Raw genomic sequence first — 13,678 nt, 5'->3', positions numbered from 1 at the left:
TGAAAATGAGAGCAGCGTCAAGGCAGAATGAAATCCATATTGAGCAGCTGAATAAAAGTTACACGCAGGCATCAGCATCGGCAGGCGGTTTACATTATATTATCCAGGACGTCAACCTGGCGGTTAAAGGCGGGGAGTTCTTCGTCCTGCTGGGACCGAGCGGGTGCGGGAAGTCGACGCTGCTCAGTCTGATCGCCGGCTTCGTCTCCAAGACATCAGGTCAAGTAAGGGTAGGGGAAAAGGAAGTGGAGCGCCCCGGCCAGGATCGTGCCGTCGTATTTCAGCAAGCCGACTCATCCTTGTTTCCGTGGTTGACGGTTAGGGAGAATGTGGAGTTCGGCCTCCGCATGAAACGGATGCCAGCTGAGAAGAGAAGGGAGATATCCGGCGAATTTATTGAGCTCGTGGGCCTTGCGGGACATGAAAGCAAATATCCGCGCGAACTGTCTGGCGGCATGAAACAACGGGTACAGCTGGCACGGGTGTTGTCCAATGATCCCTCGATCCTGCTGATGGATGAACCGTTCGGCGCATTGGACGCGATGACAAGACGCACGATGCAAAGGGAATTGGTTCGCATATGGCAGGATACGGACAAAACCGTCATCTTCGTGACGCACGATATTCAGGAGGCACTTCTGCTGGGAGGACGCATCGGCATTATGTCTGCAGGACCTTCCTCAAGAATAACGGATATCTATGAGGTGCCGCTTGCATACCCGAGAGATTTGTCAGACCCGGCCTTCCATGCCCTGTACAACCAAATCCAATCGCATTTTGACGAGTAGTGAGGAGGCGTTCCCGTGAGCAATCATCTTAAAAAATGGTCCCTGCATATCCTGTTATGGATGGTAGGACTTGGCGTCTGGCATCTGCTGTCCCTTGCGTATGGCCCGGAAATTCTGCCCGGTCCTGTCTATACGGCAAAGGGCGGATACGAATTGTTGATGGACGGCACCTTGATTCAATATATCGGAATCAGTTCGTACCGCGTGCTGCTTGGCTGGACGTTTGGCAGTCTGCTAGCGATCCCGGTCGGAATCATGATTGGGAAGGTCGGACCGATCCGTGCTTTCGCCGAGCCTTTCCTCAATTTCATTCGGTTCATTCCTCCGATTGCGTTCATAACCCTGTTTCTGGTCTGGTTCGGCATCGGGGAGACATCGAAGATCATGCTTATTCTGTATGCAACCTTCTTCATCGTGGTCTTGAATACGCTGACGGGCGTTTTATCCGTTGAGGAGGATAAGATCCGCTCCGCCCGCAGCATGGGGGCGTCCGAATGGCAGATTGTGCTGCATGTCGTCATTCCTGCAACCGTCCCCTTCATGTTCACCGGCATTCGGCTTGCCATGGGAACCTCGTTCATGGCGATTATCGGGGCCGAGATGATTGCATCCAATGAAGGCGTTGGTTATCTTATATGGAATTCACGATTGTTCTTCCGTACAGATTGGATATTTGTCGGCTTGATCTGCCTGGGGTTGATGGGATTCCTGACAGACCGGGCCGTGGGTCTGCTCGGCCGCAAGCTGCTGTCCCGGTATGGGGTGGTCAGCGCAAATTCGCTGCGTCGGTAAAACGTTAATAATACAACAGTTTCAAAACAGCAACGGTACCCTTCATGAAAAGGGTGCCGTTGCTGTTCTTCCATCGACATCATGATCCGGAATAATGGATCACCATGCTTAACCGGTTCAGGGTATTACCCGAATTATGATAGACATGTGGCTTGTCTGCCTTGAAGCGGATGGATTCACCTTGCTTTACCGTATATTCCTCATGATCGACACGAATGGTGACCTCACCATCGAAAACGGTAATAAACTCTTCCGTACCCTCGATATGGGCCTCTGCACTTAAATAACCGCCATGTTCCATTTCTAATGAATACATCTCGAAGCGCCGCCCGTCTTCATACGGGAAATACGGGAAAATTCGAATCCGGCCGTTATCCTCAACCAGTGCCTGCACCTCTTCCCGTGATACCACGACGGTACCGGAATGCGGCTCATTGATCAACGACGAAAAAGAAAGCTTTAATCCGTTGGCGATCTTCCAGACGGTGGTTATGGAGGGGCTCGATTCCCCGCGTTCAATCTGACCCAGCATCGTCTTGCTGATGCCGGTCATTTCCGCGACTTTATCCAAACTGAGCTTTCTCTGCTCCCTGAGCATCTTTAAATTGTTCGCCAATATCAGATTGATGGGCTTCAAATGATGGTTCACCTCTATACTGTACATATTGTGCGCTATAACATACATAATGTATAATGATAACGCACGGTCGCTATAACGACCGATTACAATCACTATAACATACAAACAAGAAAGGAGTTAAGAGTTTGTTTATCCTTCCGCTGTTGACCTATGCCATTGTAGCTTCATTTACGCCCGGTCCCAACAACATTATTTCGATGACCAACGCACGAAGTTACGGTTTTCGAGCAACGATGCGCTTTATCGGCGGGGTTGCAGCCGGGTGTTTGATCATTATGCTGCTGTCCAGCTACTTCAACTTGGCAATGTATCAATACATCCCGAAGATTCGATCGGTTATGAATATGATCGGTTTCCTGTATATGATTTATCTTGCCGTAAAAATCATGCGAAGCAGGCCGCAGGGGGATGCAGATGATAAGCCAGGCGGATTTAACAGCTTTACGTTCGGATTCATATTTCAATTCATGAATCCGAAGGTCATTTTATACGGGATTACGGCCGTATCGACCTTCGTGATGCCAATTGCAGCAACCCATGTGCAGCTGTTATTATTCTCGATACTGCTCACCATCGTTGGCATTTGCGCCAATATGACCTGGGCGCTATGCGGTTCGCTGTTCCAGAACCTGTTGTCCCGATATGAGCGCATCTTCAATGTATGTATGGGACTGCTTCTGATATACAGCGCATTCTCAATTTATGCAGCGAATGGATAGCAAGCGGGCCTCGTCGTGTACGGATGCCATGCCAAATAAAACAAGGCTTTCCGGAACGTTCATCCGGAAAGCCTTGTTTGGGTTATTCGAAGATTTTGGAAATCTGTTCTTTCAGTTTGTTAGCGGAAGCATGGAATTGGGCCAATTCCTCGTCGTTAAACTCAAGGCTGAGAATTTCCCGCACGCCGGTGCGGTCAACCACGCAAGGCACCCCTAGATATACGTCGGACACGCCATGGTAGTCTGTAAGCAGCGTGGACACATTGAGAACGGAACCCTCGTTTTGCAAAATGGAGACGATGATCCGGTCAAGCGCCAATGCGATAGCATAGGAAGTGGAGCCTTTGGCGTTGATGATTTCATATGCGGCGTTCTTGGTACGATCAAAGATATCTTCTCTTTCCTCGTCCGTCAGATCGATCCCGATACCGGCAATGTTGGCGATGCTCCAGAGCGGCAGCTCGGAATCGCCGTGTTCGCCGACGATATGGGCGTGAATGCTGCGCGGATTGATGCCTTTGTTTTGCCCGATCAAATAACGGAAGCGGGCGCTGTCGAGCAGGGTACCGGAACCGATTACCCGATTAACCGGGAAGCCGCTCTTTTTCAATGTGACGTAAGACAGAATATCAACCGGATTCGTAGCCACGAGAATGATGCCGTGATCGTTGTATTTCACGATATTTTGAATAATATCGTCAAATATGGCCGTATTCCGCTTCAATAAATCGATTCGCGTCTCGCCCGGTCTTTGGTTGGAGCCTGCGGCAATGACAATGATGTCTGCATCCTTGCAATCGCTGTAATCTCCAGCCCAAAGTTTCACCCCGCCGGCAAAAGGGAGGCCGTGGTTCATATCCAAGGCTTCGCCAAGAGCCTTGTCATGGTTGGCATCGATCAATACCAGTTCAGATACTCTTTCCCGCAAGAATAAGGTGTACGCAGTCGTTGCTCCTACAGCGCCTGTACCGATGATCACGACGCGGGACGGGCGCTGAGCTTCATTTTTTGTCATCCATGTTTCTCTCCCTTGCACTCAGTTAATGAATTCCTATACATGGAAAGCTTCTAATTACTTACCCTAATAAGCCGTTGTATACACAACAACTCCATTAGGCGCTTTCGATAGTAATGATAACATATTCAGGAAGATTTAAGCAGTGGGAGTGTGAGTTAAGTTACGTTCATGCTCACTTTAGAAGGTTTTGATCGCACGTTACCTTGTATATGTCCTAGATGTCGAAGTCGAACCGCAGTCAGTGCGATTCCATTTCATGCGAATGAAGTAAACCGCTCCTTTAGCTCCTGAAGCATGACCTTCCGGTAATCGTTCCCGTCATGGTAGAGTTCACCGATCCTTGTGTAGACCTGATCCAATTGTTCCTGATATGAATCGGCTTGTTTATCAGCGTGTTTTCTTTTGAACTCGTCCATGACGTTTTGGATGTATGCCGGTCGTGCGCCCCATTGTCCAAGAACCGCGCCGGTTGCCGCATTAAGGAAGAGAGCGATCGGTTGAGCGCGGCCACCGCCCGTAAGAAAGAGATCCATCGTTTCCAGATGCTCTTCCATGATGAGCACTTCGGTCGGTATGCGGCTGTATTCCATTACCCGGAACAAGACGGGAACATTCCAGATCACATCCGGACACCAATCCGTACAGAGGATAAGGCAGTGCAGTTGGCCACGCTCGTTACGTTCAGCGAAGAACCGTTGAATTTCTGGGTCGTCCCATTGAAAGCGGTCATAGACTTGCTTTAACTGTTCCTTTGTATTGGGGATTCGGCTCAGTTTCATTTCCAGGCTCCTCATGCCCTCCATAAATTGACGGGGGGATATGCCTTGCCCTATTTTGTGCCGAAGATGGATAAGCGTTGTCATTGGCTCATTCGTCCTTTCGTACTGAACAGGTAGTTTTAGTGTACATTCAGCCTATAGCTAGCTTAGAATATATTTGACCACATAGAAATGGTCACTTTGGAGCTGTTTATGCAAGTCAGATTGAGAATGTGGGTCTTGAATTCATATTAAAAAAAGCCTGAGGTGGTCCATTTTGTTTGATATCCTTCTACCCGAGCAAAGCGAGTTTCCGCTATATCAGCAGTTATACCTTCAACTTCGTGAGGGTATTCGAAATGGCGCAATTCCAGACGGGCAACGATTGCCATCCGTACGATCCCTCCAGCTTCAGCTCAATATAAGCAAGACGCCGATCGAGACGGCTTATCAGATGCTGACGGCAGAAGGGTATGTGATCAGCAAACCGAGGTCGGGGCTTTATGTCATAAATCCCTACAAGGAATTCTCATGCTCCCAACAGCATCAACAGCCGCCATCCATGACCGCGATGTCAGTCATGCGTTCCCATGCGCACACCAATCCCAATGTCATCGATTTCAATCCAACCCGATTAGATCAAGCTGCCTTTCCGGTACGAATTTGGAATAAAATGCTCAAGGAAGCGCTGGACCACCATTTATTCGAGATCGGATTGTATGGGGATCCACAAGGTGAATACGCCCTTCGGCGCGTAGTTTCGGAATATTTGCGGAATTCCAGAGGAGTCAATTCAACGCCGGATCAAATTGTAATTGGTGCCGGAACGGCATATAGCATAGGCCTTCTCTCCAGGATGCTGAAAGGGATGAAGCATGTTGCCGTTGAGGAACCGGGTTACAGCCTGGTACGGGATCAATTTCAGCTGAATGGCTGCGAGATTCTTCCGATATCGCTTGGCGATAAGGGGATCTCGCTTGACCGATTGGAGCAGAGTCATGCTGAGCTCGTGTACGTAACGCCATCTCACCAATTCCCGACGGGAAGCATTATGCCGTATCCGGAGCGGGAACGATTGCTGGAGTGGGCGAATGCTAAACATGCATACATCATCGAGGATGATTACGACGGCGAGTTTCGCTACCAGGGCAAGCCGATTGCTTCGCTGCAAGGATTGGACGATAAAGGACGGGTGATTTACGCCGGCACCTTCTCGAAAGTGCTCACCCCCGCACTGCGAATGAACTATCTGGTTCTTCCACAGGCATTGCAGCATCAGTTGACCCAAATGCAGCAGGAGGTGTTTTTTGCTCCATCGCGTGTGGAGCAGTGGGCGATGACCGCTTTTTTCGAACAGGGACATTGGTTCCGCCATATTCGCAAAGTTCGTAACCTGTACAAGAAAAGACATCACCGGTTGATCGAGCTGATTGAAACTCATCTGGGCAAGTATGTTGAAATTACCGGTCAGAATGCCGGGCTTCACCTTCAACTGCTCGTCAAAAAAGAAGCTACCTCGGAGGAATTGATTCAGGAGGCTGCGAAAGCCGGCGTGAAAGTATACGACTTGCGGAAGACGTGGATAAACCAGCGTCAAGACGCTGGACAGTACCCGAGGATCTACTTGGGATTTGCCAGCTTGAATGCGTCCGAAATGGAAACGGGCATTCGGCTGCTGCAAAAAGCCTGGAACATGAACTAACTACTCGGGAACCCTCCTGTCTTTTATAACACCAACAAACTGACCATTCCATGCAGGTCAATTTGTTAGTTATGATAAGCTAAAACAGGAGAAGGAGAGCAGGTATTTATGATCACGCATAGCGAGGTAAAGGCGTATTTGAACCGATTAGGCATATCCGAAATCAAGGCTCCGATAAAGGAATATTTATTCGAGCTGCATCAAGCGCACGTGGCAAGAATTCCTTGGCAGACCCTGGATATTTTTGCCGGGAAACCGACTCCCTTGGATATCCAAAATTCGGTACAACTGCTGATCCATCAACGAAGCGGTTATTGTTTTCATTTGAATGGAGCTTTTACCGCTCTTCTTCGAGCCTTGGGGTATGCGGTTAGTTGGCATAAGGCCGGCGTACAACCGTTAGGACAAGAGCCACGGATTAACGGCTTCCATCTTGGGTTAACGGTCAGCCTCATGAACGAAGATCTTGGGGAAGAAGAGTCTTGGCTTGTCGACGTCGGTCTCGGGGATATGCCATGGGAGCCGATCCCATTGAAATTCGGGAAATATGAACAGGGGCCGTTCACGTATGTGCTTGAGCCGTCCGCCATAACGGATCAGGGCTGGCGGTTGATTCATGATCCCCAATATTCCTATGTAGGGGTAGATTATGCGCCTGAGGTTGTAAGCAGCTTGGAATTATTTAAAACAAATCATGATTTTTACAGCCGATCGCCGGAATCCCCATGGATGGATCTATTGGTTGTCAGGCAGCGGCACGATGTGGGCATGAACGAGCTCAAAGGCTGCATTTGGAGAAAATGGAACGGCAGCATGCTGGACACCGAAGAGGTCTCGTCGAAATCGGAGTGGTTCGAGATCCTGGCGGACGTATTTTACGAGCCGCTCGTCAACTACTCCACTTTAGAACGGGATCAGATTTGGGCAAAGGTGTGCAAGCAGCATCAGAATTGGCTGAGGCTTGTGGAAGATCAACGATCTTAGAGGGGCCAGTCCGGCATCTCGTGTGACACCTAAGCTGATCTCCTTCGTCAAAGAACGTTCTAAACCAATCTGTCTCTTGAATGCCTGCAACCCCAGGTGGTAAGATGGTACTTAAATTTCATGTCGCGAAGCACATGAACATGTTCCATAACCTACCTGTAAGGAGTTAAATGCATGGCAACCATCGATGATTTTACCAAGCTGGATATTCGCGTCGGGACGGTCGTGGAAGCAGAGCCCTTCCCGGAAGCGCGCATTCCCGCCATTAAAATGAAGATTGATTTCGGCCCGCTCGGGATCAAGCGTACAAGTGCGCAGATTACGAATCGGTATGACGCGGATAGCGTTGTAGGAAACCAAGTCGTGGCCATCGTCAATTTCCCGCCTAGGCGCATTGCCGGCTATCAATCTGAGGTGCTTGTGCTCGGCGGCGTACCGGAGCAGGGGGACGTGGTGCTTCTGAAGCCGGATTTCGATCTGCCGAATGGAACGCCCATCGCTTAAGCTTATTCCATTTACCGACCCAGGCTTCGGTTTTATGGTGAAGCTCTGCTCATAATTGCGTTCCGGGACGGTCGCCTAACCGTTCTCCTTTGAATATATCTGAAGTATCAGATGATTCAAGAGAGGATGTTGGCCTTGCAAACTGTTTCTCATGGTATCGTTCCAGAGTGGATTGCCTACACATCGAACCGCGGCGGATCGTTCGACATATGGCTGTACCGCCCTCAGGACGGTTTTGATTTTCAACTTACTCAAGGGCTCGGCGCGGAATTTTCGGTTCCCTATTGGTCGCCCGACCGGAGGAGTATCGCATTCATCGGTATCGGCCATGTGGTCCATGTGCTGGATACCGTATCGTTCACTGTAGCCAGAATTGATCAGATCGAACCGTACACGCTGCTGGACTGGTCTCCCGATAGCCGGTCTTTGGCGTATGTCAAGAATGATCGGATCGTCATTTATGATACGGCCTCACATCGAAGCTATTCCATCCCGCAGACCGGGGCAAGGGATGCCCAGTGGTTCCCTTCGGGCATGGAGCTTCTCTTTGCGTCTCCAGATTCTGCCGGCGTTACGCAGCTCTACCGCATTCGGACCGATGGCACGGAACGGAGACAAATCACACATCTAACGGACGGACCGCTCCACGACGTTCGGATTTCCCCGGATGGAACCTTCGCGCTGTATACATCCCCTGGAGCAAGCATCTCCATGATTTCGACGGTGGATTTGGCAAACGGCACCATCTATGCATTGGAAGGCGGCCCACTCGCGAAAAACTATTTTCCCGTGTGGTCTCCTGATTCTAAAAGCATCGCTTACAGCGCAACAGCCTACAGCGAGCCAAATTACTATTCGCTCATCCAGATTGACAGCCGTACCGGTCAGGATCAAAGGACGGTTGCAGTTTCCAACTGTTTCGCCACACCCGTCGATTGGTCGCCGGACGGTGCCCAAATCGCCTATTTGTCCGGGTGCACTGCTGAAGAATTCGCTAGTCAGCTTTGGATCGTCGATATCAGGGAACAGATACCGATGCACGTCGTTAGCGGAGGCAGGATTACTGCCTTGCAGTGGTCCCCAGGTGGCAGGAAGGTTCCGAAAAGCATGTTCACAAGCCTTGTATACCGGGTGTCCTTCCCGTATCCCGCAAATTGGCGGCCGGTCAGTGAAGAGAGATACGAGGGCTTCGACGGTTTCTTCCAGGTATCCGCGATTTCGTCTGGCGACCGGATTGCCGATGTATGCAGCTCCGAAGCTTTTCATCCATTAATGCCTTACGGTTCTTCTCCAAGGATTGTCCCTGCTATGATACAAAATCAAGAAGCGTGCTTCATTTATCCGTCAGCTGACCAGCCAACGGAGATGAATAACCAAGCAGCCCTTATTGTGAGATATCCGAGCCCTGTCCAAATTGGGGATATGTTCTACGCTTATTTCATCTTGTGGGCAGACGTTAACCATATCGGTCAAATCGGCGCGAGGCTGTCGTTCATCTAGCGTTTGAGCAATGAGTTGCAGGAAAGTACCCCTCGGCCGTTGAATATATCCGAATGCTGCAATAATGATCAGGCCTTTTCAGGAACACTTATAGCCGCAGGAGGAGAACAACATGAAGTCGATCACCGTTCAAAGTCTTACGGAGTTATTTCATTTGGAAGTGCTTGCAGGCGCCAATCGCATGGATCGAATGATTACCCGTGCGCAGACGCACAGACCGGGTCTGGAGTTTGTCGGGTATTTCGATTTTTTCCCGATGGAGCGAGTGCAGGTGCTCGGCCGTAAAGAGATTAATTATTTATTGACGCTTAGCATAGAAGAACGCAAACTGCATATCGGGAATATCGTCAAATATCACCCGCCGTGCTTTATTGTCACCTCAGGACAGCAGGAGATCCCTTATCTGACTCTATTCTGCAATCAGGAAGGAATCCCGTTATTGCGGACAACCGAGACGACAACGGAGTTTATTGCCAAGTTGAACAGTTATTTGGTGAAGACGCTGGCTCCGGAGATATCGATCCATGCGGTATGCGTGAATGTATCCGGCATTGGAATCCTGCTCCGGGGCAAATCCGGCATTGGCAAAAGCGAAACGGCCCACACCCTTATCCGGCGGGGCCACCGGTTTGTGGCGGACGATATCGTGGTGCTAAAAAAGCTAGGCCCTTCGACTCTTCTTGGAACGCATAATGAGACAACCCGAGAGTTTCTCGCGCTGCGAAGCATCGGGTTGATCAATGTGGTGCGTCAATACGGGCGCACGGCTTTTCAAGATGAGACACGAATCGTGCTCGACATTGAATTGGTGCCTTGGCGTGAAAATTCCCTAAACAACGAGCTGGAGGCCGTGCCTCAATTTACGGAATATCTAGGCATCCAAATTCCTCATATCGAGGTTCAGCTACAGCCGGGGCGCGACGTAGCAAGTCTGATCGAGGCGGCGGCCAACAATTGGTATCTTAAACAACTCGGCTACAGTGCGGCCGAAGACTTTATGAAACGAATCGAAAACGAGATGCAATCGTGAGGCTTAAACGACTTTCCGCCATCTGATAATAAAAAACTTACGGAAACGATGTTGGTGATAGATGAAAATCCAAGTAGGAGAACTACAAATCGAATGTCATGTAGAATATGGTCCACGCAAAAAGCTTTCGATCCATGTCCACCCATCGGGTCTGATCACGGTGAAGGCACCGAATCGTACAAGCGATGAGACGGTGATCAACGCCGTAAGGCGGCATGGGAGCAAAATCGTGAAGCAATTGCATGCGATCGAGGCAGCCCGAACGGCTCCGAAGGTCAAGGCATACGAAGATGAAGGCAAATTCCTTCACCTTGGGCAGTATTATTCGCTGCATGAGTTAATCGAAACGGACGGGCGAACGGAAGAGGAGCTTCAACGGGATCTGAAGAAATTTTACTTCGCAAGCTGCAAGAAGGTGATCGCGGAACGAATCCGAATTTATCAGAAGCAGCTGAAAGTCACGCCGAGATCCTTCATCATCGAGGAGTCCAAAACGAAATGGGGCAGCTGCAGCTCGGCGAAGCATCTCACTTTCAACTATCGCCTCGCGATGGCGCCCATCGAGGTCATTGATTATGTGGTCATTCATGAACTCTGTCATCTCTTGCATATGAATCATGACCGATCCTTCTGGCGATGCGTCGGCAGCGTGATGAAGGACTACAAAGCTAAGGAAGCCTTCCTCGCGAAATATGGACATGCCATGACTTTGTAATGCATTGATTATGAGTCATAGAGAGAGTTAAGACACTGCCTGATTTGGGCAGTGTCCTTTTTTTGAATGGATGCTGATCGGCTGATCTGATTCCATGATCCACTGGGAGCGTGGGCGCCAGGGCAGCTGCTCACCATGATTAACGGATTCCTGACATTCGGCACGACGGCCATCTTGTCGACCAGTTATGCCGGCTGCTGCTTGCGTTGATCATAACATCTGTTTACATTAGAGTAATGACACGGAAAAATTGAATCTTACGGAGGCAATGATGAAAACAATTGGACTCATCGGAGGCATGAGCTGGGAGAGCACCGTGATGTACTATCAGATTATAAATGAGGTCGTAAAGGAGCAACGGGGAGGGCTGCATTCCGCGAAAATTTTATTATACAGCGTGGACTTCAAAGAAATCGAAGAATGCCAGGCCGTTGGGAACTGGAGCAAGAGCGCAGAAATTTTAGGAGATGTTGCCGTAAACCTTGAAAGGGGAGGTGCGGATTTTATCGTTATCTGCACCAATACGATGCATAAGGTTGCTCCGATCATTCAGCAAAGAATCCAGATTCCCATTATTCATATTGCAGATGCCACTTCGAAGAAGCTGATAGAAAGCGGTATAGATAACGTAGCTTTGCTTGGAACCAAATACACGCTGACTGAGGATTTCTACAAGGAAAGATTGATTGCAGCCGGCATACATGTGCTGATTCCTGATGAAGATGACATACAACTTATCAACCATATCATTTACGACGAATTGTGCTTGGGTATTATTTCTCAACAATCCAAGAACGAATATTTGCGTGTGATCAACCAATTACAGAAGCAAGGTGCCCAGGGAGTCATACTCGGCTGTACAGAGATTAGTCTTCTTATTAAACAGGAAGATACGAATATCCCTGTTTTTGATACGACTCAGATTCATGGAACAACAGCAGCCCTGTTTGCACTTGAAAAATAATCATGGATGTTTATTGTTGTAGGATCTGTGCTTATCGGGCAGGGGGAATGCTTTGAGGATTGTTAAATACGTTTTCCGGGTCGTATTTCGCCTTCACTTTCCGCAATCTTGGATAGTTCGTGCCATAATACACCGGCCCGGAATTTTTAATCCCTTGGTCTGGTACGTTGATGTAGGAACCCACGATATAAGGCTGCAGTTTCCGGCGCGTATTGCGAGTTAAGGCGATGTTTTTAGCGGCATCGGAAGGCTGGATCCAAGAAGTATTCCATTCTACATAAAATTTTGCTTTACGCCAGAAGAAGGCGGTTGCTTTAGGAGATATACGGCTTACGGCTCCGCCCCAATTGAGGAAGAAGAATCCCGCGGTAGAATTTGCCTCCGCTTTCTCTAAAAATTCGCGCATGTACTTAATTGCTTTATCAGGGAACGGCCGCCTGCCGAAACCGCTGGAGAATTGGTTGCTGAATTTTTGAGTAAGCACTGGATCAGGAGGCAGTAAGAAGTTGACAGCTTCGGTGTAAGGCAACTGCCGGATGGTTTTCATTGTCGGTGTGCCGACGCTCGTGAGCGGGCTTAAGAGGCGGATTGCCTCTGTTTTCGGCCCGAGGAACAGCCCTTCCATGGAAACATTGCCGCCTTTTTTCGGACCAATGCTTAATTCGCTGCCGAGTCTGGTATCGACGGAAGGAGCCCATAGCTGCCAAGCCTTTAATACCTTTTCAAATTGATTCCAAGGCCAGGTGATACGATACACGGTTGCGCTTTCCGGAGCACGGCGTACGTTGAATTTATATTTGGTGTAAATGCCGAAGTTGCCGCCGCCACCGCCGCGGGATGCCCACAGAAGGTCGGCGTTTTGTTTTTTATTAGCCTTGATCACGTTACCTTTGGCATCCACCATTTCCAGACTGATCAGGTTATCGCTGATGAGGCCAATGGTACGCTGCAGCGGTCCTATGCCCCCACCGAGCGTAATTCCTCCGATCCCGACCGTAGGGCTGTCGCCAAAGGGGGCTATGAATCCTTGCCTTGCAAGCGTGTTTGCAATTCTCCCCACTCTGTTGCCGGTCTCGACAATCACGGTGCCATTTTTTTTATTCAGCTTAATTTTGTTCATCTCACTGACATCGATGACAATGCCTCCGTTTACCTGTGAAAGATTGGTTTCCAACGCATGTCTTCCGCTTCTTGGACGAATGGGGACACGATTCTCACGAGCCCATTTGATAGCGTTTGCCACATCTTTGGTCTTTCGAGCGAAAACAAACACTTTGGGAAATTTGTTCGTATGGGGATCCCAATTCTTACGAGCCGAATCGTAACCTGGATCTCCTCGGAAAATAACCCTTCCGGTCAGTTTCGTTTGTGATTTCACCAACAACAGCTCCTAATCCGTTGAATTTATGCTAACGATAATCATGGAATGCGGTACGGCACCATACATCATATGGTGAGCAACAGCCCATGGTATAGGCTAATAACTCATTGAATGAAAACATCCGAATTTACTGGCCATGACAATTAGAAAAAGCTGCATTGTTCGTTTCGTTCGATGTATAAT

At 49.2% G+C, this 13,678-nt stretch carries 14 protein-coding genes; 10 read left to right on the top strand and 4 right to left on the bottom strand.

The window, feature by feature from the left end; genetic code table 11:
* Nucleotides 1–5: 5 nt before the first annotated feature.
* Entirely contained in the window at nt 6–788 is a 783-nt protein-coding gene (locus tag MHI43_RS18370) for an ABC transporter ATP-binding protein (RefSeq protein WP_186326465.1), read from the top strand.
* 15 nt (nt 789–803) lie between these two features.
* Nucleotides 804–1,580: an ABC transporter permease gene (locus tag MHI43_RS18365; protein WP_036660818.1), complete on the top strand. Its 777-nt coding sequence runs from the start codon at nt 804–806 to the stop codon at nt 1,578–1,580.
* A gap of 79 nt (nt 1,581–1,659) precedes the next feature.
* Here MHI43_RS18365 and MHI43_RS18360 read toward each other — a convergent pair whose 3' ends face one another.
* Entirely contained in the window at nt 1,660–2,217 is a 558-nt protein-coding gene (locus MHI43_RS18360; protein ID WP_036660817.1) for an XRE family transcriptional regulator, read from the bottom strand.
* Between the two features lie 128 nt (nt 2,218–2,345).
* On the opposite strand from MHI43_RS18360, the gene MHI43_RS18355 reads away from it, so the two are divergent.
* Entirely contained in the window at nt 2,346–2,939 is a 594-nt protein-coding gene (locus tag MHI43_RS18355; protein ID WP_036660816.1) for a LysE family transporter, read from the top strand.
* 82 nt (nt 2,940–3,021) lie between these two features.
* Here the strand turns inward: MHI43_RS18355 and MHI43_RS18350 are convergent, their stop codons facing one another.
* Together MHI43_RS18350 and MHI43_RS18345 are read right to left on the bottom strand one after the other, a co-directional pair.
* Nucleotides 3,022–3,954 carry an L-lactate dehydrogenase gene (locus MHI43_RS18350; protein WP_036660815.1) on the bottom strand — a complete coding sequence of 311 codons (933 nt, stop codon included), beginning with the start codon at nt 3,952–3,954 and terminating at the stop codon, nt 3,022–3,024.
* Between the two features lie 257 nt (nt 3,955–4,211).
* On the bottom strand, nt 4,212–4,736 hold the full coding sequence (locus MHI43_RS18345) for a thioredoxin family protein (RefSeq protein WP_235201667.1): 525 nt from the start codon (nt 4,734–4,736) through the stop codon (nt 4,212–4,214).
* 256 nt (nt 4,737–4,992) lie between these two features.
* Here MHI43_RS18345 and MHI43_RS18340 point away from each other — a divergent pair, with 256 nt between their 5' ends.
* The 7 genes from MHI43_RS18340 (at nt 4,993) to MHI43_RS18310 (ending at nt 12,114) form a co-directional block, all read left to right on the top strand.
* The gene (locus MHI43_RS18340; protein ID WP_036660813.1) at nt 4,993–6,417 is read left to right on the top strand and encodes a PLP-dependent aminotransferase family protein; all 1,425 of its coding nucleotides are present in this window, start codon (nt 4,993–4,995) and stop codon (nt 6,415–6,417) included.
* A gap of 108 nt (nt 6,418–6,525) precedes the next feature.
* A complete protein-coding gene (locus MHI43_RS18335) occupies nt 6,526–7,401 on the top strand; it encodes an arylamine N-acetyltransferase (protein ID WP_036660812.1) in 876 nt (291 codons plus the stop codon).
* A gap of 174 nt (nt 7,402–7,575) precedes the next feature.
* Entirely contained in the window at nt 7,576–7,905 is a 330-nt protein-coding gene (gene csaA, locus MHI43_RS18330) for a chaperone CsaA (protein ID WP_036660811.1), read from the top strand.
* A gap of 126 nt (nt 7,906–8,031) precedes the next feature.
* The gene (locus MHI43_RS18325) at nt 8,032–9,405 is read left to right on the top strand and encodes a PD40 domain-containing protein (protein WP_051425312.1); all 1,374 of its coding nucleotides are present in this window, start codon (nt 8,032–8,034) and stop codon (nt 9,403–9,405) included.
* 112 nt (nt 9,406–9,517) lie between these two features.
* The gene (hprK, locus tag MHI43_RS18320) at nt 9,518–10,435 is read left to right on the top strand and encodes an HPr(Ser) kinase/phosphatase (protein WP_015735808.1); all 918 of its coding nucleotides are present in this window, start codon (nt 9,518–9,520) and stop codon (nt 10,433–10,435) included.
* Nucleotides 10,436–10,496: 61 nt separating this feature from the next.
* Nucleotides 10,497–11,150: a SprT family zinc-dependent metalloprotease gene (locus tag MHI43_RS18315; protein WP_036660810.1), complete on the top strand. Its 654-nt coding sequence runs from the start codon at nt 10,497–10,499 to the stop codon at nt 11,148–11,150.
* 271 nt (nt 11,151–11,421) lie between these two features.
* Nucleotides 11,422–12,114, top strand: coding sequence for an aspartate/glutamate racemase family protein (locus MHI43_RS18310; protein WP_036660809.1), 693 nt, complete (start codon nt 11,422–11,424; stop codon nt 12,112–12,114).
* A 31-nt stretch (nt 12,115–12,145) separates the two neighbouring features.
* Here MHI43_RS18310 and MHI43_RS18305 read toward each other — a convergent pair whose 3' ends face one another.
* The gene (locus MHI43_RS18305; protein WP_015735805.1) at nt 12,146–13,492 is read right to left on the bottom strand and encodes an FAD-binding oxidoreductase; all 1,347 of its coding nucleotides are present in this window, start codon (nt 13,490–13,492) and stop codon (nt 12,146–12,148) included.
* Nucleotides 13,493–13,678: the final 186 nt, after the last annotated feature.

Source organism: Paenibacillus sp. FSL H8-0457 (genome assembly GCF_038051935.1).
Lineage (GTDB): Bacteria > Bacillota > Bacilli > Paenibacillales > Paenibacillaceae > Paenibacillus_AQ > Paenibacillus_AQ lautus_A.
This window is presented reverse-complemented; position numbering and strand designations above follow the sequence as displayed.